The organism is Clostridium moutaii, from assembly GCF_041205085.1.
GTDB lineage: Bacteria > Bacillota > Clostridia > Clostridiales > Clostridiaceae > Clostridium_B > Clostridium_B moutaii.
The window spans coordinates 26,566-53,054 of sequence record NZ_JBGEWD010000017.1 but is presented as its reverse complement, the minus strand read 5'-3'; the positions used below and the strand labels follow the sequence as shown (position 1 = coordinate 53,054).

The 26,489-nt window shown below is 33.2% G+C and carries 24 protein-coding genes; 3 read left to right on the top strand and 21 right to left on the bottom strand.

Annotated features, from left to right (window positions below; translation table 11 throughout):
- Positions 1-92: 92 nt before the first annotated feature.
- The 7 genes from AB8U03_RS14520 to AB8U03_RS14490 form a co-directional block, all read right to left on the bottom strand.
- A complete protein-coding gene (locus AB8U03_RS14520; RefSeq protein WP_369705276.1) occupies positions 93-638 on the bottom strand; it encodes an NADH peroxidase in 546 nt (181 codons plus the stop codon).
- Between the two features lie 150 nt (positions 639-788).
- Complete coding sequence (locus AB8U03_RS14515; protein WP_369705275.1) at positions 789-1,772, bottom strand: type I phosphomannose isomerase catalytic subunit; 984 nt, start codon at positions 1,770-1,772, stop codon at positions 789-791.
- A 133-nt stretch (positions 1,773-1,905) separates the two neighbouring features.
- Positions 1,906-2,337, bottom strand: coding sequence for a EutP/PduV family microcompartment system protein (locus tag AB8U03_RS14510; protein WP_369705274.1), 432 nt, complete (start codon positions 2,335-2,337; stop codon positions 1,906-1,908).
- Between the two features lie 19 nt (positions 2,338-2,356).
- On the bottom strand, positions 2,357-2,707 hold the full coding sequence (gene eutS, locus AB8U03_RS14505) for an ethanolamine utilization microcompartment protein EutS (RefSeq protein ID WP_369705281.1): 351 nt from the start codon (positions 2,705-2,707) through the stop codon (positions 2,357-2,359).
- A gap of 162 nt (positions 2,708-2,869) precedes the next feature.
- Complete coding sequence (locus AB8U03_RS14500) at positions 2,870-4,015, bottom strand: 1-propanol dehydrogenase PduQ (RefSeq protein ID WP_369705273.1); 1,146 nt, start codon at positions 4,013-4,015, stop codon at positions 2,870-2,872.
- Between the two features lie 436 nt (positions 4,016-4,451).
- Positions 4,452-5,513 carry an NAD(P)-dependent alcohol dehydrogenase gene (locus AB8U03_RS14495; RefSeq protein WP_369705272.1) on the bottom strand — a complete coding sequence of 354 codons (1,062 nt, stop codon included), beginning with the start codon at positions 5,511-5,513 and terminating at the stop codon, positions 4,452-4,454.
- A 348-nt stretch (positions 5,514-5,861) separates the two neighbouring features.
- Complete coding sequence (locus tag AB8U03_RS14490; RefSeq protein WP_369705280.1) at positions 5,862-7,754, bottom strand: sigma-54-dependent Fis family transcriptional regulator; 1,893 nt, start codon at positions 7,752-7,754, stop codon at positions 5,862-5,864.
- A gap of 191 nt (positions 7,755-7,945) precedes the next feature.
- On the opposite strand from AB8U03_RS14490, the gene AB8U03_RS14485 reads away from it, so the two are divergent.
- On the top strand, positions 7,946-8,353 hold the full coding sequence (locus AB8U03_RS14485; protein WP_369705271.1) for a hypothetical protein: 408 nt from the start codon (positions 7,946-7,948) through the stop codon (positions 8,351-8,353).
- Positions 8,354-8,492: 139 nt separating this feature from the next.
- On the opposite strand, the gene AB8U03_RS14480 is transcribed toward AB8U03_RS14485, so the two are convergent.
- Positions 8,493-9,341, bottom strand: a complete 849-nt coding sequence (locus tag AB8U03_RS14480; protein WP_369705270.1) for a MurR/RpiR family transcriptional regulator — start codon at positions 9,339-9,341, stop codon at positions 8,493-8,495.
- A 357-nt stretch (positions 9,342-9,698) separates the two neighbouring features.
- Here AB8U03_RS14480 and AB8U03_RS14475 point away from each other — a divergent pair, with 357 nt between their 5' ends.
- Both AB8U03_RS14475 and AB8U03_RS14470 read left to right on the top strand, forming a co-directional pair.
- Positions 9,699-10,316: a LysE/ArgO family amino acid transporter gene (locus AB8U03_RS14475; protein WP_369705269.1), complete on the top strand. Its 618-nt coding sequence runs from the start codon at positions 9,699-9,701 to the stop codon at positions 10,314-10,316.
- A 185-nt stretch (positions 10,317-10,501) separates the two neighbouring features.
- Entirely contained in the window at positions 10,502-11,944 is a 1,443-nt protein-coding gene (locus tag AB8U03_RS14470; protein ID WP_369705268.1) for an aminotransferase-like domain-containing protein, read from the top strand.
- A gap of 51 nt (positions 11,945-11,995) precedes the next feature.
- Here the strand turns inward: AB8U03_RS14470 and AB8U03_RS14465 are convergent, their stop codons facing one another.
- From AB8U03_RS14465 to AB8U03_RS14405, 13 genes are all read right to left on the bottom strand, one after another.
- On the bottom strand, positions 11,996-13,309 hold the full coding sequence (locus tag AB8U03_RS14465) for a gluconate:H+ symporter (protein WP_369705267.1): 1,314 nt from the start codon (positions 13,307-13,309) through the stop codon (positions 11,996-11,998).
- A gap of 127 nt (positions 13,310-13,436) precedes the next feature.
- The gene (locus AB8U03_RS14460; RefSeq protein ID WP_369705266.1) at positions 13,437-14,942 is read right to left on the bottom strand and encodes an FGGY-family carbohydrate kinase; all 1,506 of its coding nucleotides are present in this window, start codon (positions 14,940-14,942) and stop codon (positions 13,437-13,439) included.
- 242 nt (positions 14,943-15,184) lie between these two features.
- The gene (locus AB8U03_RS14455; RefSeq protein WP_369705265.1) at positions 15,185-16,021 is read right to left on the bottom strand and encodes a class II fructose-bisphosphate aldolase; all 837 of its coding nucleotides are present in this window, start codon (positions 16,019-16,021) and stop codon (positions 15,185-15,187) included.
- Complete coding sequence (locus AB8U03_RS14450; RefSeq protein ID WP_369705264.1) at positions 16,015-17,115, bottom strand: 2-hydroxyacid dehydrogenase; 1,101 nt, start codon at positions 17,113-17,115, stop codon at positions 16,015-16,017. Before AB8U03_RS14450 ends, AB8U03_RS14455 begins: the two co-directional genes overlap by 7 nt.
- Positions 17,116-17,441: 326 nt before the next feature.
- Positions 17,442-18,560, bottom strand: a complete 1,119-nt coding sequence (locus AB8U03_RS14445) for a DUF362 domain-containing protein (protein WP_369705263.1) — start codon at positions 18,558-18,560, stop codon at positions 17,442-17,444.
- Positions 18,561-18,620: 60 nt separating this feature from the next.
- A complete protein-coding gene (locus tag AB8U03_RS14440; RefSeq protein WP_369705262.1) occupies positions 18,621-19,613 on the bottom strand; it encodes an NADH:flavin oxidoreductase in 993 nt (330 codons plus the stop codon).
- 264 nt (positions 19,614-19,877) lie between these two features.
- On the bottom strand, positions 19,878-20,681 hold the full coding sequence (locus AB8U03_RS14435) for an N-acyl homoserine lactonase family protein (protein WP_369705261.1): 804 nt from the start codon (positions 20,679-20,681) through the stop codon (positions 19,878-19,880).
- A gap of 46 nt (positions 20,682-20,727) precedes the next feature.
- Positions 20,728-22,026: an acetyl-CoA hydrolase/transferase family protein gene (locus AB8U03_RS14430; protein ID WP_369705260.1), complete on the bottom strand. Its 1,299-nt coding sequence runs from the start codon at positions 22,024-22,026 to the stop codon at positions 20,728-20,730.
- 15 nt (positions 22,027-22,041) lie between these two features.
- Positions 22,042-22,314 (bottom strand): hypothetical protein, encoded by a 273-nt coding sequence (locus AB8U03_RS14425; protein WP_369705259.1) that lies wholly within the window; start codon positions 22,312-22,314, stop codon positions 22,042-22,044.
- A gap of 9 nt (positions 22,315-22,323) precedes the next feature.
- The gene (locus tag AB8U03_RS14420; protein ID WP_369705258.1) at positions 22,324-22,602 is read right to left on the bottom strand and encodes a NifU family protein; all 279 of its coding nucleotides are present in this window, start codon (positions 22,600-22,602) and stop codon (positions 22,324-22,326) included.
- A gap of 53 nt (positions 22,603-22,655) precedes the next feature.
- Positions 22,656-24,110: a 4-hydroxyphenylacetate 3-hydroxylase family protein gene (locus tag AB8U03_RS14415; protein ID WP_369705279.1), complete on the bottom strand. Its 1,455-nt coding sequence runs from the start codon at positions 24,108-24,110 to the stop codon at positions 22,656-22,658.
- Positions 24,111-24,391: 281 nt separating this feature from the next.
- Positions 24,392-25,846, bottom strand: a complete 1,455-nt coding sequence (locus AB8U03_RS14410) for a sigma-54 interaction domain-containing protein (RefSeq protein WP_369705257.1) — start codon at positions 25,844-25,846, stop codon at positions 24,392-24,394.
- Positions 25,847-26,051: 205 nt separating this feature from the next.
- The gene (locus AB8U03_RS14405) at positions 26,052-26,468 is read right to left on the bottom strand and encodes a MaoC family dehydratase (protein WP_369705256.1); all 417 of its coding nucleotides are present in this window, start codon (positions 26,466-26,468) and stop codon (positions 26,052-26,054) included.
- Between the last annotated feature and the right edge of the window lie 21 nt (positions 26,469-26,489).

Sequence of the window (26,489 nt, the reverse complement as noted above, 5' to 3'; positions counted from 1 at the left end):
CCCATAAGTTAGATTTTTAGGTCTAACTTATGGGGGTCAGTTCAATGTACAGGTTCTTTTTTATGGGGAACAATATTAATTGTTAATTGTGTTTATTTGAAATATCTGTTTAACAATCCTTGAAATGCACATCCATGCCTTGCTTCATCCTTGCACATCTCATGTACTGTGTCGTGAATTGCATCATAATTTAATTTTTTAGCCAGAGTTGCCAGATCTTTTTTGCCTTTGCATGCTCCCGCTTCTGCATCTATTCTCATCTGAAGGTTTTTCTTTGTATCTGGCACCACCACTTCTCCCAATAATTCAGCAAATTTAGATGCATGCTCTGCTTCTTCAAAAGCTATTCTCTTATATGCTTCTGCAACTTCTGGATATCCCTCTCTATCAGCTTGACGGCTCATAGCAAGATACATTCCTACCTCAGAACACTCTCCAGTAAAATTAGCTCTCAATCCTTCTAGTACTTCAGGATCTACTCCCTTGGCAACACCTATTCTATGCTCATCTGCCCAATTAGCCGAGTCCTCTGACTTTTCTACAAATTTATCTGATGGAGCACCACATACAGGACATTTTTCAGGTGCTTTTTCTCCTTCATAAACATATCCACATACTGAACAAACAAATTTTTTCATATAAAATTCCTCCTAAATTTATTTTATGTAATTAATTTTATTAACTCTTTTGAACAATTATTATTATATAACATTAATTATTATTTTGCAAGAACTTTTTAGTTAAATTATATAAAAAAATTAGAGGTATGCCATAGGCATATCTCTAATCTAAAATTTTACAATTTCCTTCAATATATCATTTCCCACTTTGCTGCAGTCTGGTACATAACTTTTAAGTAATTTCATCTTTCCTTTTAATGTATAATCTCCTAAAAATGCAGGGATAAGAAAGCTATCTCCTTTAAATATGTTTTCGGCTCCATCGTCATATATTATCTGTCCCTGTCCATCAACGCAAGTAAATATATAAAACCTTTCCCTATCACTTGTTTCTGAAGCTTTATCATAAATATCATACAACTCCAGTGAGAATTCCCTGGCAAGGCATAAATAAGTTTTCTCAAATCCATTCCTTTTTAAAGTGATACCACTGCTTTTTTCTCCCTTTAAGCTGAGATCCACTACATCCAATGCCTTTTTAACATGAAGTTCCCTTCCTCTGCCATAGTCATAAACCCTATAGGTGACATCACTGCTCTGTTGAATTTCAGCTATGATAACTCCTTCGCATATAGCATGAACGAGTCCGCTTTTTATAAAATATACATCACCTTTTTTAACAGGCACTCTATTCATAAACTTCTCCAGATTTCCCTGTTTAATAGCATTTCTAAACTGATCCATAGTACATTCTCTTTTAGTTCCCACTATTAAACTTGCACCTTCAAAAGCATCTACAACATACCACACTTCTGATTTACCGGAATCATTTTCCACCTTATTAGCATACATATCATTTGGATGAACTTGTATGGAAAGTTTATCTGTAGCATTGATTAATTTTATGAGAAGGGGAAATCTTTCTTTTTTAATTTCAGTTCCTAAAAGTTTCTCCCCTAGTGTATCAATGAGTTTGTCAAATTTAACTCCTTTTAATTTTCCATTAGCTACTGTTCCCATACCATTTTTATGGCATGCAATGTCCCAGCTTTCCCCTATCTTTCCTTCCGGAAGGTTATTCCTGAAAGCTTCTAAATCTCTTCCTCCCCAAATTTTCTTATAATACAAATTTTCAAATTTTATAGGATACAAAGTAACCCATCTCCTTACATTAAAACTACGTAATTATATTATAACTCTACAAGACAGCCTATTTTCATCACTATAAAAAAATAATACACAGAAAAATTTTATCCGCTGGATAAGTTTTTCCATATATTATGATTTAATCTTCAATATATTTTTTTATCTCTTCAAAACCAGTCTTATCTAAACTGCTGACTTTAAACACGGGTTCAGCACCTGCCATATTTAAAATTTCTTCTACAATCTCAATGTCACTGCTTTTTTCGCAAAGATCTGTTTTAGTTATTATACCTATAACAGGCTTGGCAAACATACCTGCAAAACTAGGTGGAAATATTATATCCAAATTTGTACACTCCTGAAAAACAGCTATTACATCACAATCTGCCGAAAGAACTGAAATTGCACTATAGAGCCTGTTTTCTATATATTCTCCCGGTGTATCTACGAATGCACCATTTAAAAATTCTGGAGCCTGAGTTTTTTTATAACTTATTTTCTGACCTGCCATAGCCTGACAAAAAGTAGTTTTCCCAGATCCCGCTTTGCCTATCAATAATAAAGTTTTCATAATAATTCCCCTGCAATCCCTATGATTTAGTTATATCAGCTACAGAAAATTTAAGTATTTTACTCAATACATTAATCACTTCTCTCAGTGCAGATTCCACACTGGAAACATCCCCAGTTATAACTAAGGATCCACTAAATCTATCTACAAAGCCAATATAAACCTGTGCCGCTTTCGTGGCTACATCTGCTGCTATGATTGCCGCTTCACTTGGAGTTATAGTGAGTATTCCTATGGCGTTCATATTTTCACTTATTAGTCCAAGTTTCCTGTATAAATCTTTATTGGGATTTGCTATTACATGTGCTAGTGTAACCTGTTTGCCTGGAACATATTCTTGTATTACCCTTTGCTTTTCTTCCATAATCATCACCATAAATACCTTTACAAATATTAAAAGATATACCTTCCATAAATACCGTCCTTGTATTCTTATGTTTAAATTTTATACTTGAACTAAATATTTGTCAATAATTATCCCTTTCCGAACCTTATTGCTCCATAATATTAAAAATGCAAATTATACTGTTTATTAATAAATATCTTCAAATAATTTTTTTACATCCTCTTTTTTCGGTTTTCTGGGATTTGTACTGGTGGATCTGTCTTCTATAGCTATTTGAGCCATTTCTTCCAAACTATTATGAAATTCTTCTTTTGGAACCCCAAACTCTCTCAATGAATCAGGTATATTCATGTTCTTCAACAGATCCTTTATAGCATCCATAAGATTTCTAACAGCTTGCCTTATGCTTGTAGAAGGCATTCCAATAATGTTTGCCAGATATGCATACCTTTGAGCTGTCTTTGTATATTGACTGGAATTAAAGTCCATAATATTCGCATTATATTCTATTACGTGAGACAATATTATTGCGTTACTCCTTCCATGAGATATATGATATCTGGCGCCAATGGTATGGGCCATACCATGGTTTAGGCCCAATGAAGCATTATTAAAGGCCATACCTGCCATACAGGATGCATTATGCATCTTTTTTCTAGCCTCTAAATCATTTCCATTTTTATATACCTTCAAAATATTTTCAAAAACAAGTTTTACAGCCTTTTCTGACAGTGCATCAGTGAAATCATTAGCTTTAGTGGATACATATGATTCTATGGCATGAGTAAGAACATCCATTCCGGTGTCCGCAGTAACAAAATCTGGAACTGTCCTTACTAAATCCGCATCCAATATTGCTTCATCAGGTAAAAGTTCTTCTGTTACAAGTGTAGATTTTATATTATTTTTTGTATTCGTTATAACTGAAAAATCAGTGACTTCCGAACCCGTTCCACTGGTGGTGGGTATAGCTACAAATTTTATCTTCTCGTCATTATTTGTTTTCTTTATTTTTGAGCTAAAATATTTTATGGCCTTTGCCGAATCTATAGCCGAACCTCCTCCTAAAGCTATTATAATATTAGAATTAAATTTTATCATGGTTTCCGAGCCCTTTACCACTACTTCTGTAGATGGATCAGGAGTTATATCCGAAAATACCAGATATTCAGCATTGGCCTTTATTAATTCATCAGTTATCATATTTATAGTTCCGGATTTAATCATAAATGGATCTGTCACTATAAATACCCTCTCATTTTTAAATTCACTTAACCTCTGCAGAGGGTTGTTTCCAAAATATACTTGAGTTTGAACCTTAAAATCACTCATAAATTTTCCTCCCTTAGTGTAAAAAACAGCTTCTATATTTATCCCATGGCTTATATTAAAAAAATATTATTATAATTATACCTATTGTATAATTAGTATGTAAAATATAAAAATATATTATTCTTCAATACTTTAAGAATAACCTTAAATTAATCATGTAAGTTAAAATTTAAATTTATGGGAAATTAGATAATTTGATGCAAAAGCAATTTTTAGGCATCAGGTATTATTAAGAAGAAGGTAGAGGGTAAGATTTTTGAACTTTTTCTTTTGTAGTTTATCCGGTGGCTGCCATTGCTAACGCCCACAGTTTCATAAAGTGGGAGATGATAAACAATGCTACGCCCCCGGATAAATTTTTCTAAGATTCGGTACGAAAAGCATTTCTTATGAGAAAGCTTCACCTTACCTAAGAACCACTTGATAGTTTTAAAAACTACTTTTCTATTACAACTACCGGCTTAATTAAATCCTTAGGTTTATCTTTCATAAGTAAAAGCGCCTTTTCTATATTTTCAAAGCCATTATACACATGAGTGACAAGCTTACTTATATCAACCCTGTTATACCTTACAAGATCTATTAATCTCTCAACTCTCAGCCTTCCTCCAGGGCAAAGTCCCCCTCTTATGGTTTTATGAGCCATCCCGCATCCCCATGCTTCACGAGGTATAGGCAAGAAGTCTCCTTTCCCATGATAATTTACATTGGAAACCACTCCTCCGGGTTTAACCATGGTTATGGCCTGTGCCAAAGTATCAGTATTTCCTCCAGCTACAATTACACGATCAACACCTTTTCCGTTGGTTAGATCCATAATTTGATCAACAATATCTCCCTCTTTATAACTTACTATATCAGTTGCCCCATAACTCTTAGCAACTTCAACACAAACTTTTCTGGTTCCAACACCTATAAGCCTACCTGCTCCACGAAGCCTAGCTCCTGCCAAAGCCATTAATCCAACTGCTCCTATACCTACAACTACTACGCTTTGTCCTAATTCTATTTCTGCCAACTCTGCGCCATGAAAACCCGTAGTCATCATATCTGTTATCATGACAGCACTTTCTACAGGTATCTCATCCGGTAAAATTTCAAGATTCGCATCTGCTTCATTTACGTGAAAATAATCTGCAAAAACTCCGTCTTTAAAATTTGAATATTTCCATCCTGCAAGCATTCCACCTGAATGTTGTGGAAATCCTGCCTGAGATTCTAATGTTCCCCAATCAGGTGTGGTACATGGGACTATTACTCTATCACCTGGCTTAAAATATTTAACCATACTTCCTACTTCAACTATTTTCCCTACTGCTTCATGTCCTAAAATCATATTATTTCTTTCGCCAAGTGCTCCCTCAAATACGGTATGAATATCAGATGTACATGGTGAAACAGCTAGTGGAGAAACTATAGCATCATATGGACCTGCTTTTGGTTTATCCTTTTCAATCCATCCCGTCTTACCAGCACCTATCATCGCAAAACCTTTCATAAAATAAAACCTCCTAAATTGCAAAATGTTATATCTTCATTATTAAAAAGAGCAAGATTCATTCCAACATGTTAAAACTTTAACCGAATCATCATATAAATGGAGTTTTTAACTTTATGAGAAGTTTATTTACATCACAAGAACAATTAGGATTGCACCTATGCACTGCCTACAACGAGTTTAAAATAAATTAAACGTTTAATTATTTATTTATAGGCTAATTTTTTTTTAAACATAAGTGTTGTAAAATGCTACAATATTCATTAAAAAAGCGTAGTGTTTTACAACACTGTTGTCTTTTTATACAATATTTTAAATTATAGAAGATAAAAATTTGACAAATATTTATCATCGAATTTCTATGTTGAATTTTTTTATTTTGCTATATAGGGTACTCCTGTTTATCTGCAAGACCTTAGCCGCCTTAGTAATATTGTAATTACATTTTTGTATGCAATCCACTATGGCCATTTTCTCCCATTGCTCCAGCGAGTACATGCTATACTTAAAGCCTTTCTGTTCATAATTCATTTTCATTTCATGATAGCCTGTATCTTTAAAACTAAATGAAGTATTTCCATTCATATTTACAATGTTTTCAATACAATTTTCAAGCTCTCTAACATTGCCGGGCCAATTATAATTCAAAAGTTTTTCATATAATTCACCATCTATTCGAGGTATAGGTTTTTTCAATTTAATAGATTTAACCTTCAAAAAATGTTTAATGAGTATTTCTATATCTCCTTCTCTGTCTCTAAGAGGTGGAACATAAAGCGGAATTACACTCAATCTATAATACAAATCTTCTCTAAAATTTCCCTTTTCAACTTCCTCTTTCAAATTCTTATTGGTTGCTGCAATAATTCTCACATCCACACTTATGCATCTGTTTCCACCAAGCCTTGTAACGCATCCTTCTTGAAGTACTCTCAATAAGTTGACCTGCATATCCAATGGCATTTCACCTATTTCATCTAAAAATAAGGTTCCATCATCTGAAAGTTCAAATTTTCCGGCACGTCCACCTCTTCTAGCTCCCGTAAAAGCACCTTCTTCATATCCGAACAATTCACTTTCTATTAAATTTTCAGGTATTGCACCACAGTTTATAACTACAAATGGATTGTTTCTCCTACTGCTTCCATTATGAATTGATTGAGCAATCAGTTCCTTACCTGTCCCACTTTCACCTTGAATTAGAACTGTAGATGGACTATTTGCTATATTTTTTGATTGATTTATCAATTTACGTACTATTTCGCTTTTCCCTATTAAATCATCGAAAGTGTAGGTAGCCGTTTTACCTATATATTTGTTTACAAGATTGTATACTTTATTCATGTTTTTAAACATGGCCACCATTCCTATTATAGTACCATCTTGATTTTTTATAGGATATACATTTAAATTAAACCTTTGTCTTTTATCTCCATAAGAATATACGATCTCCCTATTCTCATAAATTTGGCCTTTTTTTAATTCATTAAATATATCTGCCCAATTATTTAAAATATTGTCTACACTCTTACCAACAACTTCTTTTTTTACATATAGAATATCACAGGCACTATTATTTATAGCTCTTATCTTTCCATTATCATCAACAGCAAGAATTCCCGAGCTAATAGAATTTATAACTTTATCCATATATTGATGAGCTTGAAACAATTCATATTGAGTTTCTTCCACTTTTAATTGGTTTTCAACATATCTTACTGATGCAACTACAAGTCCTAAAGTATGAGGATGCACCAACTGACGTCTTCCCGTTAAATTTAAGCATCCTATTATACTGCCTTCTCCATTATGGATGATATCTGCTGAACAAGTCCAAGTATAATATGTAGTTATAAAATGTTCTTCTCCTGAAATCTGAACTGCACAATTTTCATAAAGGGCAACACCTATGGCATTAGTACCTGTGCTTTTTTCACTCATGTCAGCACCTTCTACAATGCCCATTTTTTTTTCTTGTTCTATTATATCTTTATCACCTATAATAGTAAGGACAATACCTTTTGCATCCGTAAGATACAGTGAAAATCCTGAATTTTTCAAAAATTTATACAGTATTTTCATAAACGGCTTTACAATTTTTATAAGTCCTCTATTTTTTTCTACTACTGCATGAAATTCCTTATCCTTAAGTATTTTTGTAGGAAAAACTCTGTCTTTATTTATTCCATACTGAATACATCTTTTATGAGATTCTAATATTTCTTCATCAATCTGAAAAATAATAACACTTCCTTCTTAAATATTTAAAGAAAATATAGGATAAATTATAATAAAATTATCTATATTTAAATTATAATATACAACCTTAAAATTTCATATCATAACTTTTTCAAATAATATGTGCAATCTGTAACTATAAGATAGGCATAAACATATCATTAGAGTAAGAGTAAAAAATAGGAGTTGTATACATGTACGATTATGATTGCTTTAGATTTGAAGATGAATACGACAATGAGATGGATGACAAATCCTTTGAGCAATTTTACTGTCCTTACTGCCAATTTTGTGCCTCCCAGTATCCTATGCAAATGGCGAGACAACAAAATAAACTTCCTCCAGGCCCTCCTCCATCTAATCCCCCTTCAAAAGAAAAATCCACTTTAAAATCCGGTTCTCAACTAAAAGCAGTTGATTCCAGTTCTTTAAGACCCTGTGTATTTAAATACGTATATATCTGGCCAAAAAGAGGAAATCCATTCTGGGCATGGATAACTACTGTAGGAAGAAGATCTGTTTCCGGATATAGATGGTACAGAGGTAGATGGGCATACTTCGGAATGGACTTAAATCAAATAAAAAGTTTTATATGTTATTAGAAAACTTGCAGGGACGATTTTGCATCTATAATTTAAAAAAGATAACGCAATATTATATACATTGAATGGTGTAAATATTATAAACCTCTTCCAAGTTTAATTTAATAACTAACCTTGAAAGAGGTCTTTTACTTATAAGTTATCGTTTTCTCCTGGCTACAGCCAAACGTGACTTGTTAACTCTTTTTATACTAGAAGGTCCCATTTTTAAAATTAATTTTACATAAAGTATATCTATGATAACAAGTTGTACAATTCTTGAAACCATTGCATCTGAACGATATTTCGTCTCATTCGTAGAACTTAACAATACTGCATCTGCAACTTTAGTTATTGTGGAATGTATATAACTTGTTAAAGCTGCAACTTTAGTGCCATTTTCCTTTGCTATATCTATACAATCTAAATCTTCACTGCTCTCCCCCGAATGTGAAACTATAAATAAAAGATCAGAGGGAACCGTATGAGCACATACTATATTCATTATATGGGAATCATCACAGGTAAAAACATTTAACCCAATTCGTGAAAATTTATGAAATGCATCTTTTGCAATTATACCTGAAGCACCCATTCCAAAAAACAGCACTCTCCTGGCATTAAAAATTAAATCTATCACCTTATCAATTGATTCATCATCTACCATTTTGCTAATATCTTTTATAGAATTTACGGTGGAAAATATAACCTTTTCTTTAACATCCCCGGTACTATCATCAGGTTTGATTTCTTCATATATGGCTTGAGTTGATTCTGCGGATATATCCTGTGCAGTTCTCACTCTAAATACCTGATATGAACTAAATCCTATTTTCCTTAAAAATCTCATTATAGTTGTCTCACTAGTATTACACTGTCCGGCAAGATCACTTATAGAAAGAAGAATAACTTCATTTCTGTTATTTAAAATAAAATCTGCAATATTCTTTTGTACAGGGGATAATAAATTATATTTTGTTCTTATTATAGTAAATACATTATTATTCACACTAATTTTCTCCTTAATATTAATTAAAACTATTACATGCTATTAGCCAACAAATTAATTATAGTAAATATATCACCATTTTACACTAAAAGCAGTAATTAATTTACTATAACCAATGATAATACATTGTATTATCATTGTCAATAATTATGACAAACTTGCTTCAGCCACTTGCTGTAATTGGCATGAAAAATACATAATGCTATACTTTGGATAAAATCATAATTATACGAATATTCATGTCTTATTTATTACAAAAGTTTTGGTTGGTATAATTTTTGATTTTTGGTTGCAGACATAACCCTATCTAATAAATATAATTGATTGTATCAAATATATTTACTTGGAGATGGAAATATGATTAAATATTTTATACAAGGTCTTTTATTGGGGCTCTCTTATGCAGCACCAATAGGTATGCAAAATCTCTACGTTATCAATTCTGCCATATCAAATAAAAAAATTGATGCATATAAGGTAGCTTTCATAACAATATTTTTTGATATTTCTCTTGCACTTACTTGTTTTTGGGGAATTGGAACTATAATTCAAAAATCAAATGCTTTAAAAAGAATTGTTTTATTGGTTGGCTGTATTGTGGTCATATATATTGGAATAAACCTTATAATAAACAAACCAGATACGGACAAAAGAACAGTTAGGGAAAAGAGTTTAATTAAAATAATTGCATCTTGCTTTATTGTGACTTGGATGAATCCTCAAGCTATTATTGACGGTTCCCTGCTTCTTGGAGGATTTAAATCATCCCTTTCCCATGAAGCTTCCTCATTTTTTATATTAGGATCTTGCGTTGCATCAGCCTTTTGGTTTACATGTCTCACAACTATTGTATCTACTTTTAAACATGGCTTTAATAAAAAGTCCATACGGATAATCAATATAATATGTGGTATAATAATAATTTATTATGGACTAAAACTTGGCTTTAATTTTATCCGAACGCTACCTTGCTAAATTAGCAGCAAACACCGCTAAGCACCTGTATAAGTTCTTCCCCTAAAGGATAACGTATTCTAAGCGCTAAAGACACTAAGAATACTGTTAATAAAGTTCAGGTACGGAAATCATCCCTTATAGACAAACTCCACCTGAATCTAAGAATCACTTGATATAATATAGATAAAAGGATCTGAATGTGTATGGTAAATATAGATTGGAAACCTGATAGAAAATCTTCCATTTCCCTGTACAGACAAATTGTAAATTACATAAAAGAAAAGATAGGAAATGGAGAATGGACTGTAGGGTCCAGACTTCCAGTACAAAGGGATTTAGCAAAAGTATTTCAGGTAAACAGAAGTACTGTAGTGGAAGCCTTAGATGAATTAAAAGCAGATGGATTAATTGAAGGCAGGGGTAAAAACGGCACTGTAATTTTAAATAATACCTGGTCTTTAATGGCTTCAAGACCTGCTGGAACCTGGGAATACTATATAAAAAACGGAATACAAAAGCCCAATTTATTTACAATTCAAATTATAAACAAACTGGAGTACAGAGATAATATAATAAGGCTTGGTACGGGAGAACTTTCACCGGAGCTATTTCCAAAAGAAATGATGAAAAAAGTACTTGGCCACATTTCCAGTAAAATAAAATCACTGGGATATGAAAGACCTAAAGGCTCATTATATTTGAGAAAAGTTTTAAGTCAATATGTAAAAAAACTTCATATAAATGCATCACCTGCTTCCATATTAATTGTTTCAGGCTCGCTTCAAGCGCTTCAATTGATTTCAATGAGTATATTAGAACCTGGTTCTACTGTACTTGTGGAAAAACCTTCTTATATAAAATCGCTTCATGTATTTGAGTCCTCTGGAATTAAATTAAAGGGAATATCCATGGATAAAGATGGAATTATATTAAATGAGTTTTTAAAAAACTTAGATAAGACGACCTCACTTTTATATACTATTCCTGTATTTCACAATCCTACGGGAATAGTAATGTCAGAGGACAGGCGAGATAAATTATTGAGTTTATGTATGAGGGAAAGGCTTCCTATTATTGAAGATGATGCCTACAGAGAATTATGGTTGGATGAAATTCCTCCTGAAACTTTGAAGTCAAGGGATAAAAACGGAGTTGTACTATACATGGGAACTACTTCAAAATCTCTAGCCGCAGGAATGAGAATCGGATGGGTCATAGGGCCTGAACCTGTTATAGAACGTCTGGGAGATGTTAAGATGCAGACAGACTATGGCGCCAGCTCTATTTCACAGTACACAGCGGCAGAATGGATAGAAAGTGGATTATATGAAATATATCTAAAAGAACTTAGGAAAAAACTCAATTTAAGAAGGCAGGCTGCATTAATAATTCTTGAAAAATATTTTTCTGATATAGCTGGATGGAATGTTCCAAAAGGAGGATTCTACATATGGATGAAATTGAAAAATAAGCTAGACATGCAAAAGCTGTTTTACAAGTGCTGTAAAAATGGAATACTGATTAATCCCGGGTACATATATGATTTTACTGAAAACTACAATATAAGAATCTCCTATTCTTATGCTTCAATACATGATTTACAATTTGGTCTAAAAAAACTTTCAGATATAATTAAAAGTTTATAGGGCAGCCTGAGGCCATACCTCGGGTTGTCCTTATTAACGGTTTTTACGTTTCTAAAAAAACATATTTAAGATTAATACTCCCGCCAAACCGCATAGCGAGATTATTGTAACCATAACGGACCATGTTTTAATTGTCTTCTGTATTGAAATATTAAAATACTCTTTAAATATCCAAAAACCAGCATCATTAACATGAGAAAAGGTTATACTTCCAGCACCCGTGGCAAGAACCATAAGCTCAGGACTCACATTAGATACTGCCACAAGAGGAGCTATCATACCAGCTGCGGTCATACCAGCCACTGTAGCAGAACCAAGAGTTATCCTTAAAACAGCAGCTATAAGCCATGCCATTATTAATGGTGAAAGTTGAGAATGCCCCATAAAGGATACTATATATTTATCCACTCCGCTATCCATAATTACCTGCTTAAATGCACCGCCGCCGCCTATAATCAATATTATCATACCTACTGATGCGATTGATTGTGAAACACTTTCCATTACCTCTTTCATCTTTTTTCCTCTGAATAATCCAAAAGTAAATATGGCAATCAATACGGAAAGCAACAATGCCGTTGCTGGATTACCAAAAAAACTTGAATAGGCAACTATAGGAGACTTTGGAGCAAAAATTTCAACAACGGCCTGAAAAGTCATCAATATAACTGGAATAATTGCTGTAAAAACGCTTATACCAAAACCTGGCATTTCTTCTTCTTTTAATTTTCTAGGATTAAACAATCCCTTTGGAATCTTACAATCCAGATCTTTAAGAAACTTTGGATATACTATACCTGCAATAAAAACAGATGGTATCATAAGTGGTATACCCAATAATAAAGTTTTTCCTAAATTTGCTTTATAAATATTAGCTATTGCAGTTGGACCAGGATGAGGTGGTAAAAAGCCATGAGCTGTTATGAGCGCTGCCACCAAGGGCATACCTACGTAAAGTATTGGCAACTCAGCCTCTGCTGCTATAGTAAATACCAATGGTATTAATATTAAAAAACCAACTTCATAGAATAATGCAATTCCAACTACCAGACCTGTTATAACCACTGCCAGCTGCACACGCCTTTTCCCAAATTTATCAATCAATGTAGTAGCTATTCTCTGGGCTGCTCCACTGTCCTCCATAAGTTTTCCAAGTATTGCACCAAAACCTATTATTAAAGCCAAGCTACCCAAGGTTGACCCTACACCATTTTCAACTGAAGTTAATGCTTTTACCCAAGGCATACCTTCCATGATACCAACTACAAGCGACACTAAAATCAATGAAATAAAACTATTTAACTTAAAAACTATCATTAATAAAAGCAGCAATAGTACCCCGAATCCTATAATAGCCAATTGCATTTTCCATTCCCCCTAATTTATTTATTTTTTATAAGTGTAAGATATGGGTATCTTACACTTATAAAATATTTAACGAAGTTATATTAACAAATTAACTTCTCTATATTATTTAATTATCGACATAATTTCAACTAAATAACTTATAAATATCACCTTTTTCCAAGGCATTATAAAGACTGTTTTTTCTTTTTAAAAGTTCTGCATATTTGATTGCATTATCTTTATCAGGTTCAAATATTTCCTGCTTGCCGTTACATATATTTTCAAATGCCTCATTATAATTATCATAAATACCTAATGTAACCGCCGAACTTATCAATGCCCCCAGTGAGCTTGCTTCACTGTTCTCATATTTAATCACATTTTTGTTGAATGTACTGGCCTGAATTTCATCAAACAAATCAAATTTAGTCATTCCACCTGCTACACTAACCATATTGATTTCATCAGAAATATTTTCAATAAGATGAATATTATCAGCTATTTCAAGTGCAATTCCTTCAAGTACAGCTCTTGCTACGTCACCTCGCTTAGTTCCTAAAGTAAGATTAAAGATTACTCCCTTTGCCATAGGATTCCAATAAGGTGCTGCGCTCCCCTGAAAGTGTGGAAGCAACAATACACCATTTGCGCCTACTGTGGATTCTAAAGCTTCATTGTTTAACATTTTAAATGAACTTTCAACACTTTCACTGTAAAATTGTTCTTTAACCCATCTATATATAGCGCCTGTATTAAAAATACCTGCTTCAGCTATCCATTTACCAGGCATGGCAGCAGCACTGCACAATGTTCTCATATCTTTATCAAAAGCAGGTTTTTCAGAAAATGCGATTACAAAAGAACCTGTACCTGTATTGGCTTCCGCAGAACCTGGTCTTAACACGTTTAAAGCCAACGCTGCACATTGCTGATCTCCGCCTCCTATAATTATAGGAATACCGGATTTCAACCCAGTAATTTGTGACATTTCCTCCGTCAAATTTCCAACTATGGAACCAGGAGCACAGAGTTCAGGTAACAATTCTGCATTTATTCCAATTCCACTGAGCAATTCTTCATCCCAATTAAAATCATTTATATTCATAAGCATGGTTCTTGATGCTTGTGTCCAATCAGTAATAAATTTACCCGTAAGCAAATGTATCACAAAATCCTGTACACCTAATAACTTATATGCATTTTTATATATTTCAGGCTCTTTTTCCTTGAGCCATAACATTTTCGGGGCTGAAAAATACGGATCCAGTCTTAATCCCGTTTTATGATAAAGATCATTAATGCCAATTACACTTGAGATTTCAGAACACTGTATGGTACTTCTTTTATCCTGCCACATGATGGCATTGTACAATGGTTGTCCTTTTATATCCACTGGAATTACGGATGCTCTCTGGGAGGTTACAGCAATTGTGCGTATATTTAACTTATTTTCCTCTACATATCCGGCAGTATTCATAAGTGCAAAAACCAATGCATCATGCCAAGTTTCAGGATCCTGCTCCACATTATTACCATTTGTTATTACCGTATGATATTCTTTAGCCTCTTCATGTATAATCTCACCTTTTAAGTTATAAACTATAGATCTTAAACTGGATGTACCTACATCAATTATAATTATATACTCCATAATCTACCTCCAAATTTTAAACCAATTCTACATAAAAACGTATTCATTTTGAAACAAATTACACTTCTTTATTAATTATTTAACAGTTTGTCCATCTTTGCGAATTCATCAAGTAATTCTTAGATTCAGGTGAAACTTGCTCATAAGGTATTAATTAAACTATTTTTTAGAGGAATACATACATATATTCCTCTGAAAATAGTTCAATATCTTAATTTAAAAAATGCAAATCATATAAATGCTTATGCAGCATAAAACATATTCATATATTTTTTTACAACTTCTTTAATATATTCTACTTCCATTAAAGATATCTTTGAAAGATGGTAATTTGTATTCGATTTAAGTGCTTCTTTTATTTTATTTACAGTGTACATTGATATTTCAGTGTTTACATTTATTTTGCAGATACCATTTGATATACATTCTTTAATAGTGGCCTCAGGAGTTCCTGATCCCCCATGCAGTACTAAAGGTGTATCTATCTTTGAGGATATTGCCTTCAATACTCCTATATCTATTTTAGGTTCTCCTTTATACATACCATGAACAGTACCTATTGATACAGCAAGAGCATCTACTTCCGTCTTTTTTACAAACTCTTCAGCCTGGCTTGGATCTGTATAAATTTGTTTTCCCTCATCTTCATTTGAATACTCTCCACGGGACAGTGCTCCAAGCTCTGCTTCTACTGTTACGCCTACTGCATGTGCAATTGATGTTATTTCCCTTGTCTTTTTTAAGTTCTCTTCAAAGCTAAGACTGGATCCATCAAACATTACTGATGTAAAACCTGCCCTGACAGCCTGTATAATATGTTTAAAAGACTTGCAATGATCTAAATGAAGTGCAACTGGAGTATTGATATCTTTTGCAAGAGAATTTACCACTTCATAAACCGTATCTACATCCATATTATCTAAATACTTTTCTCCAAATGCTACTATAACAGGCTTTTTCAATTCATCAGCTGATTTCAATACACCTTTTATAGTTTCAAAATTATAGACGTTAAAAGATCCTACTGCATATTTCCTTAAATGAGCATCTTTTAACATTGATGATAAACTGACTAGCATCCTATCACCTCATTAAGCCATTTCTTAAATTCTTCATTTTTAATAACTTCAGGATTTACCACAAATCTAGTTTCTTCATTCTTTAATAATTTTCCAACATCTTCCATGAGAAGCTCTGGTGATCTGCTCAATGCCTCTTTAGTCGTACCTGCTATATGAGTTGATAAAGTGACATTATCCAATTCTAGAAATTCATTGCCTTCAGGTATAGGTTCTGTCCAGAATACATCCAAGCCTGCTCCAGCTATCCTTTTTTCTTTTAATGCCTTTAAAAGTGCCTTTTCCTCTACAAGACCTGCCCTTGCAGTATTTATAAGATACGCTGTAGGTTTCATTTGTGCCAATTCTTTTTCACCTACAAGATTTTTAGTTTCTTCACTTAAACGAGCATGCAGTGTTATAAAATCACTTTCTTTAAATAAAGTTTCCTTATCAACAGGAGTGCAGCCTGCTTCCTTTATAACTTTAGGATCTACAAATGGATCATAAACCATGGTATTTGTTTCAAAGCCCGAAAGTTTTTTAGCTACAAGTCTTCCTATATATCCAAATCCAACAATACCAACATTTTTTCCTTTTAATTCTGGAACCCAGCTGGAATTAGAAAATTCTTTTCTCCACTTTCCACCTTTAATTGAATGAAAGGCTCTTGCAATATTTCTACATTCGCTCAACAGCATCCCCACTGCATAATCGGAAACTGCTTCTGCATTTCTTCCTTTAACATTAAAAACAAGAATTCCTCTCTTTGTAGCTTCTTCCACATTTACATTCTCAAGTCCTGCACGTGATACTCCCACAATACGTAAATTTGGCATAGCTTCAAAAACTTTTGAGGAAACAGGTAGAAATAATCCCATAAGCAGAGAAGCATCTTTTCCTTCAGCTTTTATCAAGGAATCAACTTCTTCTATTTCAGGGCCTTTCTTTTCTACTTCCAATCTTCTATTTTGAAGTTTGCCCCAATCAGATTCCCAATCACCAACTTTAACATCGTTTACGAATTCATTTAAATACTTTTCACAAGCTCCCTCAAAACTTTTTCCTGGAATCATAGCATCTCCAATTAACAATGCCTTAACTTTTTTTGTCATATTACGTCCTCCTTATTAAAATAATTTATTTTAAATTTTAATTGCAATAAATGTCAATATATTTTATCTTTTAGATATACTAAGTATATTTTATTCTTAATTGAACAAAATATTATTTTTTATATTAGTTTATTTACTACGTTATAGTGTATATAGCAGTAAATTTATTACTAAATACAGTATGTCATATTAAATTTTATTTGTCAATACATATTTCTTATGAAATCTAAGAGCAAAAACATAAGCAATTTAATATGGATTTATAATATGATTTAATCAAATCATATTATAAATCCACAAATACTTGCCTATAATAAAAATTGAACTTATATGCCTATTAACTTATACTCCGTAGATCCAAGACCTATTTCTTCTCCATAAATCAACTGAACCTCACCATAAGTATTTTTTCTCATAGCTTTAAATTTATCTTCACACTTATGATCATTGTGCGCTTCATTGTCTTTTAGAAAAGTATTACTCAATGCTGCTGCTTTATTCACCAAATCATAACATGCGCTGTCCAGAGCTACAGGATCCGTAGATGCCAATATTCCTATATCCGGTACTATAGGTGCATCACTCCAGGGAACACAATCACAATCAGGCGTTACATTAATGATGAAATTTATATATCCCACTTTGCCTTCTTTTCCTTTCACTGCTCCATAGGCATATTCAGTAAGCTTTTCTGTAAATATTTTTGATTCCATTTGGCCACCTGCTTCAATGGCCTTAACAGGACATACCGTCATACATTCCCCGCAACCTATACATTTCATTTTATCTATAGATGACTTTTTGTCTTCAACCGTTATGGCTTTTTGTGGACACACTTTTTCACATTGTCCACAACCTATACATTTTTCCACATCCACGCTTGGTCTTATAGAATGTTGGTCCTTTTTACCATCAGGATTTGCACATCCCATGGCCAAATTTTTAATAGCTCCGCCAAATCCTGCAACTTCATGGCCTTTAAAATGGGACATCACAATCATACTGTCAGCTCCAGCTATGGCACCGGATATTCTGGTATTTTTAAAGTGCCTTTTATTTATTTCCACTTCTTTTACATTTTCACCCTTTAAACCATCCGCTACTATTATAGGTGCATTTACCACAGCATAGTTAAAGCCATGCAATATGGCTGTATTTTCATGGTCAACTGCATTTGATCTACTTCCAGAATACAATGTATTCGAATCGGTCAAAAATGGATTGGCACCAGCCTCCTTTATCTTGTCAACCACTTGCCTTACAAATACAGGGTTGATATATCCATCACTGCCAAGTTCTCCAAAGTGGAGCTTCACGGCAGTCAGATCTCCTTTATTAAGCAGGTTCTTGAATTCAGCCCTGTCAAATAGCTTTCTTATCTTCGTTATTTTATTTTCTTTTGCCTTCCTAGCTCTCAAATTCACAAAATATACATTGCTTTTCATAAAATCACCTCATAACATTTTATAGCAAAACCTATTAGCTTGAAAATTTCAATACTTTAATTATTCAAGACTTTCAACCGCCCTTTTAGCCCAATTGGAATCTCTATATATAGCTCTGCCTACCCCGATGAGATCCGCTTTATTTTCAGATAACAATGTTTCAGCAGCTTGAACTTCTGTAATGCCTCCAGTTAAAATCACTGGAATAGATACTGATTTTTTAATTGCTTCAGTGAGAGGTGAAAAATATCCCTGCGAAGTATTTCCTGGTATGGTATATCTACAAAATCCACCGGAAATATCAAGAATATCCACTCCTGCTTTTTCAAACTCTCGGGCTGCAATTTTACTATCTTCAACAGTACTTCCCCCGGGCATATAATCAGAAGCACCTAGACGTAAAAGAATTGGGAAATCATCACCTACAGCTTCACGGATTGCCTTAATAACATCCATGTGTATTTTAATCCTGCCTTTTACATCTCCTCCATATTCGTCAGTTCTTTTATTGGTAAGAGGAGAAAAAAATTGATTTAAAAAATAACCATGTGCAGAATGAATTTCAACTCCATCAAATCCTGCTGCCTTTACACGAAGTGATGCCGCTTTAAACTCCTGAACTATGTCTTCAATTTCCATACAAGTAAGTTCTCTTGGCATATCTCCTTTTGTTGGATTTGCTACAGCAGAAGGGCCAATTACCTCAGTACCTGTAATGCTTCTGATAGCAGCACTGCCAGCATGGTTAATCTGCATTACAGTTTTGGATCCGTTTCTATGGATAATTTCCGATAATTTCTTTAAGCTCTCCACTACACTGTCATCTGCTATAGAGAGCTGTCTTTCACTGGCTTTTCCTGCCTGAGAAATAAAACTATGTTCAATAATAACAAGTGATATATATCCTCCCTTGGACTTTTCATCATAATACTTTAAAATATCTTCACTTACCTTGCCATCCTCTTCAGATTTTGAAGTAGCCATAGGCGGCATAACCAGCCTATTTTTCAAAACTAATTTGCCTCTTTTAAGCGGCGCAAGTAAATATGACATATTCAGTACCCCCAATCATGATTTTCTTCATAATAATATTATATCATATCACATGCTAAATTTTTTATTGATCAATAAACAGAATTTCACTATGTGATTATTATCTTTAAATGTAATCAAAATTATAAAAGTAATTTATATACCATTTTAAAGCACACTGTCATTTTTACTTTAAATTATACTGTAGGAATAAAAAAAGCTGTCCTAAGAACTATTTAGAGCATCTCTAAATGGTTCCCAGAACATCCCTATATCTATCCAATCTTATTCATAAAATTCAGGAGCATGTTTTATTGTTTGAAAAAACTCCATGTCATGTGCAAAAATTACTTTTGCATTATACTTTTTCTCAAGTTTTCTCACTTTTTCTATTGATTTAAAAAATGCTAAACTGTCATATACTAAACCTGAAAGCTTTGCTGGAGGCCCGTAGTTTTCCCTTGTATAGACACAATCCTGTGGAAATATAAATGTACCATCTTTTTCCAAATGAACTACTATTCCTAAAATTCCCGGAGTATGTCCTGGAAGAGTGATTACTTCAATACCATCTACAATTTCAAAATCTTGCTCTACAAGGTGATATTGCTTAACAGGTACTTCTAAATCAGCTTTTATATAAGCCCCATGCTTATTTGGATCGGGACTTAAATGAACAAGAGTCTGCCCATATTCAAAATCTTTTTTATGGACAAAAACATCTGCGTGCTTAAACAAATCCAAATTTCCGGCATGATCTAAATGCATATGTGAAAGAATAACTGTTTTAATTTCTTCAGGCCTAGTATTGCACAATGCCAGTTGGTTTGTTAAATCTTGCTCATCAGTTTTATAGAATGGGAATACTTCTTTTAATCCTTCAGGCCAATACCCTTCCATTGCTTTAGGATTACATCCAACATCATATAATATTTTTCCATCCGGATGATCTATTAATATAGCCGGTACAGGTATTTTTATCCATTCACATTTCGCGTCCTTGTTACTTAATGTTGCTGCAGCTGACATAGCTACCATACTATTTTTGTCACATTCCAACCAACCTGTATTTAAAACATATACCTTCATAAATTAATCCTCCTTAAATTTTAACATATAACTATGGATAGCTCTTTTACTTTGAATTAAACCTTTTTTCAAATTCTTTCATCAGCGATTCTCTAAAATCCGGATGAGCAATGTTTATTAAAGCCCTTGCTCTATCTCTCAAAGTCTTACCTTTAAGATGGGCGATGCCATACTCTGTGACCACATAATCTGCGTCACACCTAGAAGTTGTAACCGCAGCACCAGGATCTATTATGGAAACTATTCTTGAAACCTTTCCTTTCGCTGCAGTAGAAGGTATGGCTATAATTGCCTTTCCATCCTCAGCCATATTAGCTCCTCTTATGAAATCCACCTGTCCTCCAACTCCGCTTATTTGTTTTAATCCTATACTTTCCGAACATATTTGGCCCATTAAGTCTACCTGAACACAGGAGTTTATTGACACCATCTTATAATTTTTCATAATAACCCGAGGATCATTTACATAATCAACAGGATAGGATGCTATAACAGGGTTATTATCCGCAAAATCATATAATTTTTTTGTGCCCATTAAAAATGTTATAACCATTTTCCCAGGATGAAGAGTTTTTTTACTATTATTGATAACTCCTGCATTTACCAGATCTACCACACCATCTGATACCATCTCAGAATGTATTCCCAAATCCTTTTTGTCCTTTAAAAACATAAGTACAGCATCTGGAATGGCACCTATCCCCAATTGAAGAGTTGACCCATCATCAATTAAAGATGCACAGTACCTTCCTATGGATTTTTCCACTTCTCCCAATTTAGATGGTTTCAGTTCTATCAATGGATGTGAAACTTTTACCATATAATCAATATCCGACACATGTATAAATGAATCCCCCAAAGTCCTCGGCATATTCTTGTTTACTTCTGCAATTACAAGTTTGGCATTTTCTGCTGCTGGTTTGGTATAATCATTAGAAATTCCAAAACTGCAATAACCATACTTATCCGGTTCACTTACCTGGATAATTGCTACATCCAATGGCAGATAACCTTTTCTGAATAGATCTGGTATTTCGTAGAAATAACAAGGTGTAAAATCTCCTCTTCCAGAATTTACAGCATCTCTAGTAGTGGCACCTACAAACAGTGAATTGTGGCGAAAATGCTTTTCCATTCCAGGTTTTGCATATTCACCTTTACCCATAGCTACCATATGAACTATCTCTACATTTTCATAATTTTCTCTATTTTCAACCAATGCATCTACTATATCCAGAGGCTCTCCCGTAGCATGTGCAATAATTATCCTATCATTGGATTTTATTTTAGAAACAGCTTCTTTTGCACTTACCAACCTACTTTTATATATCTCTTCCCAACTCATAAAAATCATTTCCTCCTACATTTTATTGGAATATTGATCTAATAGATTTTCAACCTCACTAAAGTCTTCTTTTGATTTTACCAATATCTTTTTAGACTTAAATTTAAACTCACTATGATTAACACAGCAACTATTACATCCACACAAAACTATAATTATGTCATAGACTTTATCTAACTGAACTATTTCAAAATTATAATGAAAATCTCTTTTTAAATCATATAGAAATTTTTTTCTGTCATATCTGGGATTACACCCTCCACAATATTTAATTCCTATATCTAACACCCAAGCACCCTATAAACCTTTACTTAATATTTTTTTTGCTAGATTTAAAGTATCTTCACTTATATAATCTATGATCTCTACTTTTTTTATCTCAGGAATTTCTGATTTTAAAGAAGATTCAATTACATCTTCTATAGTATATCTGGTTGAAATACAATTACTGCACTGACCCAAAAGCCTAATTTTAACTATTTCATCTTTTATTTCAACAATCTCAATATTTCCATTATGGCTATTCAAATAAGGTCGTATCTTTTCATCAATTACTTTTAATATTTTTTCTTTCATAAATCCAGCACCTCATTTTAAGATGAGGTGAGATCCACCCCATCTTATCCTTATTATTCCTCTATTCTAGCTATAGCTTTTGCCAGTGTTTTTTTCTGTCCCAGGTTTCCCTGTCTGGATATCATTATTCTTTGGGCTTGTGGTGACCCCGCTCCGTGCATGGACTCAGTTCTATAACCCACTGCTGCTGTACCAAGACTTAAGTTTTCTATCAATCTAAGTATCTTCATTCTGTTCTCTACAGGAACAGATGCAACACCAACTAAATACTTCTCTACATATTTTCCTACTTCCGGACTTTTGTAGTCCTTTTCAGAAGGCATAGTAACCATAAGTCCTCCAGCAATATCTTCTGCCAATCTTACAATTTCATAAGGAAATCTTGTTACATTTTGCTTACATACATTTGCAAGCAGCAAATCTATTTGATAATTACCCGCTTTTGTCGGATATCCCTCAGCTGAGCAGGCGATTCCACATGCATATAGAGTTTCATTCAAGTGCATCATTTCTATTAATTTATCCTTTATATGAGATGCCCTAGCAGCTCCATTATATTCAGCAGCCAGTGCAGCAGCTCCTATCAGCACATCTCCGACTCCTACTTTACATCCACCGTAGCTCTGCCTGTGGTAGCCCGCAAATCTTTCTACTAACATTCCTGCATATTCAGTTTCACCATTCAAGAATATTCTATCGTTTGGAACAAATACATTATCAAACACTGTCAGTGCCTCTACACCACCAAAATTTTTATTACCCACATCAATATCAGCATCTTTCTCCATCTTTCTTGTATCACATGACTGTCTTCCAATTATCATAGTTATTCCCTTTGTATCAGTAGGTATTGCAAAAGATATTGCATAATCTTTATCTTCAGGTTTCATAGCACTAGTTGGCATTACCAGAACTTCATGAGAATTACATATCCCCGTCTGATGGGCTTTTGCTCCTCGTACAATTACGCCGTCCGCTCTTCTTTCCACAACTCTTAAGTACAAGTCTGGATCAACTTGTTTGCTTGGTGACAGTCCCCTGTCTCCTTTTGGATCTGTCATTGCTCCATCAACTGTCAAATCGTTATCCTGGACATATGTCAAAAATTTTTTAAAATTGTTAAAGTAATTTGTATTATATTGTTTATCTATCTCAAAAGTAGTGCTGTATACTGAATTAAAAGCATCCATTCCAACGCATCTTTGAAAACAGGCAGCAGTTTTTTGTCCACATAATCTCTGCATTTTAACCTTTTTTACCAAATCCTCAGCACTCTGATGTAAGTTAGCAAATCTATTTATCTTTTTACCTGTTATATTTGATTTTACTGTCATAAGATCCTCATATTCCGGCTGCTGAGCTAAATCATAAGTCATCTTTACAGAATTGAGAGATGGGCGAAGTACAGGATTATCCACAGGGTTGTCTATTTTTTCCCCCAGATAATAAATGTTTAACTTTAACTTGCGTAAGCTTTCTACATATTCTTCTCCTGTCATTAGAGACATCACAATCATTCCTTTCATATAAACATAATTTTGTTATTATATTTATAATACAAGCAATTTTAATGCCAATTCTATATACAATATAAAAATTGATATAACCAACTCCTTAACTTGTCAAGTGCCTTTAAAGACATATCAATATTTATTATAATAAAAATGTTATATTTTAAATTAGAGATTTGATGTAATATTGCAATGTAAAAGTTTAGCATTCTATTAAATACGATATCTTTACCTGTATTACTTATTTAAACGGCATATATGCATAATTGCAACTAATTTCATTTCTGCAACGCACATTTATTTTTATATCTCTTTCTCTTTCTAACTAAAGTAGATGCATTTATTCCAAGTTCTTTGGCTGCACCCCTTACATTACCATATTTTTTAAAGGTCTTTTCTATTAAAGACTCTTCCAAATTTTCAACTGCATCTTTCAGAGTCAAATTCTTATTCTCCACATTAATTTCATCAACTTCAAATTTGTTACTACCCCAAATCTCCTTAATAGGCAGGTCACTTCTAAGTATTTTATCTCCTGCACTCATGATCATAACTCTCTCTATTATATTTTTTAATTCTCTGACATTCCCGGGCCATCTATATTCTTTTAAGGAATCCACCGCCCCACAGGTAATTACCTTACCAAAATTATATTTTTTATTGAATACACCTATAAAATAATTTATAAGAGGTTCAATATCATCCTTTCTTTCCCTAAGTGGTAAAATTCTAATAGGTACTACATTCAACCTATAGTATAAATCCTCTCTAAAGGTCTTTTTATCAACCATTTTTTCCAGATCCCTATTAGTTGCAGCAATTACCCTTATATCAATCTTAATAGTATCCGTTCCACCTACTCTTTTAATCTCCTTTTCCTGAAGTACCCTTAGGAGTCTAACCTGCATATCGAGATTAAGCTCACCAATTTCATCCAAAAAAACTGTACCACCGTCAGCTAATTCAAAAAGTCCTATTTTCCCTTCTTTATTTGCGCCTGTAAATGACCCTTTCTCATAACCAAAAAGTTCCGATTCTATAAGATTATGCGGTATAGAACCACAATCTATTCTTATAAAACTCTTATTACTTCTATTGCTGTTTTTATGTATATATTTAGCTACCTTTTCTTTGCCCACACCAGTTTCTCCCAATAAAAGTACAGTCGTATCCACTTTTGCCACTTTTTTTGCCATATCAAGTATATTAATCATTTTTTCATCTTCTACTATAATATCCGAGAATTCAAAAAGCTGCCGTCTCATTGCCTCCAACTGTAAATGATATCTTCCCATAAGTTCTTTATTCTTTTTTAATTGCTCTTTCAGCTCATAAAGCTCCGTAACATTTCTCACATTTGTAACCACCATTATTATTTCATCATTTTCATTAAAAATGGGACTGCTGGAAACCAATACTGTTTTACCGGTTTTAAATTTTTGTTCAATTGTAACGTTTTTTCTGCTATCAAGTACCATAAGCGTTCCGGACTTAGAAATGTAATTGTTTTTTACGAGATATCTCATATTTTTACCAAGCATCTCACTTTTTTTCATTCCTGTAATTTTTTCATAGGATTTATTTAGAAATATAGTATTTGCATTTCCATCTGTTATATATATACCATCATAAGAGTTTTCGATAACCTGATACAGCTGTTTTATATTGGATTGCAAAGATTTTGCATCCCCTTTTAACAAATTACCAAAATTCATCAGTTCCCTATTTTTCATAACATAAAACCTCCTCTTAAAATTACACAATACAACACTTAATTGTTAATTAAAATACAATCAAATATGTAGTATAATTTATATCCTATATAAAAATCATACCATACATTTGATCGTTTTCATGAATAGAAAATACTTTTTTAGAAAATTCAATTTTTATTTGATAGTGATTATAATACTGCTTATACGTTTTTAAAAATTTATACTACTTTAATGGAGGCATAACAAAAGCTTCACCGCTTAAAACTTTATAACCTCTACAATTAGTACAGGTAGTTTTAAGTTTTACTATATTCTCATCTTTATATATTTCTAAAACTTCTACTTCCACTTTTATAATATCTTCAAAATACACCGGCAAATTAAATCTGGAGTTTTGACTCAGATAAATAGTACCCGGACCTGGAAGATACATTCCTATACATGCTGATAAATAACCTTCTATTAGAGCTCCATGTGCTACTCTTTTCTTAAACGTATCCTTGTATTTCTTCTTATCTACATGAAGTGGATTGAAATCCCCCGTTATTTCAGCAAATGAATATACATCATCTTCAGATACAACTTTTTCAAAAGAGGCCTTGTCTCCAATTTTCAATTCACCAATAGGCAGTCCTTTCACAAATATACCCCCCATCCATAA

Coding starts and splice junctions, on each gene's coding strand:
- AB8U03_RS14450 (WP_369705264.1), bottom strand. CDS start 17,115: ATGACAAAAAAAGTTAAGGCATTGTTAATTGGAGATGCTATGATTCCA.
- AB8U03_RS14510 (WP_369705274.1), bottom strand. CDS start 2,337: ATGAAAACTTTATTATTGATAGGCAAAGCGGGATCTGGGAAAACTACT.
- AB8U03_RS14495 (WP_369705272.1), bottom strand. CDS start 5,513: ATGAAAGGTTTTGCGATGATAGGTGCTGGTAAGACGGGATGGATTGAA.
- AB8U03_RS14410 (WP_369705257.1), bottom strand. CDS start 25,846: ATGAAAAATAGGGAACTGATGAATTTTGGTAATTTGTTAAAAGGGGAT.
- AB8U03_RS14460 (WP_369705266.1), bottom strand. CDS start 14,942: ATGGAGTATATAATTATAATTGATGTAGGTACATCCAGTTTAAGATCT.
- AB8U03_RS14475 (WP_369705269.1), top strand. CDS start 9,699: ATGATTAAATATTTTATACAAGGTCTTTTATTGGGGCTCTCTTATGCA.
- AB8U03_RS14435 (WP_369705261.1), bottom strand. CDS start 20,681: ATGAAGGTATATGTTTTAAATACAGGTTGGTTGGAATGTGACAAAAAT.
- AB8U03_RS14445 (WP_369705263.1), bottom strand. CDS start 18,560: ATGAAAAGCAATGTATATTTTGTGAATTTGAGAGCTAGGAAGGCAAAA.
- AB8U03_RS14415 (WP_369705279.1), bottom strand. CDS start 24,110: ATGTCTCTAATGACAGGAGAAGAATATGTAGAAAGCTTACGCAAGTTA.
- AB8U03_RS14485 (WP_369705271.1), top strand. CDS start 7,946: ATGTACGATTATGATTGCTTTAGATTTGAAGATGAATACGACAATGAG.
- AB8U03_RS14465 (WP_369705267.1), bottom strand. CDS start 13,309: ATGCAATTGGCTATTATAGGATTCGGGGTACTATTGCTGCTTTTATTA.
- AB8U03_RS14500 (WP_369705273.1), bottom strand. CDS start 4,015: ATGAGTGATTTTAAGGTTCAAACTCAAGTATATTTTGGAAACAACCCT.
- eutS (WP_369705281.1), bottom strand. CDS start 2,707: ATGATTATGGAAGAAAAGCAAAGGGTAATACAAGAATATGTTCCAGGC.
- AB8U03_RS14470 (WP_369705268.1), top strand. CDS start 10,502: ATGGTAAATATAGATTGGAAACCTGATAGAAAATCTTCCATTTCCCTG.
- AB8U03_RS14440 (WP_369705262.1), bottom strand. CDS start 19,613: ATGTCATATTTACTTGCGCCGCTTAAAAGAGGCAAATTAGTTTTGAAA.
- AB8U03_RS14520 (WP_369705276.1), bottom strand. CDS start 638: ATGAAAAAATTTGTTTGTTCAGTATGTGGATATGTTTATGAAGGAGAA.
- AB8U03_RS14455 (WP_369705265.1), bottom strand. CDS start 16,021: ATGCTAGTCAGTTTATCATCAATGTTAAAAGATGCTCATTTAAGGAAA.
- AB8U03_RS14430 (WP_369705260.1), bottom strand. CDS start 22,026: ATGAGTTGGGAAGAGATATATAAAAGTAGGTTGGTAAGTGCAAAAGAA.
- AB8U03_RS14420 (WP_369705258.1), bottom strand. CDS start 22,602: ATGAAAGAAAAAATATTAAAAGTAATTGATGAAAAGATACGACCTTAT.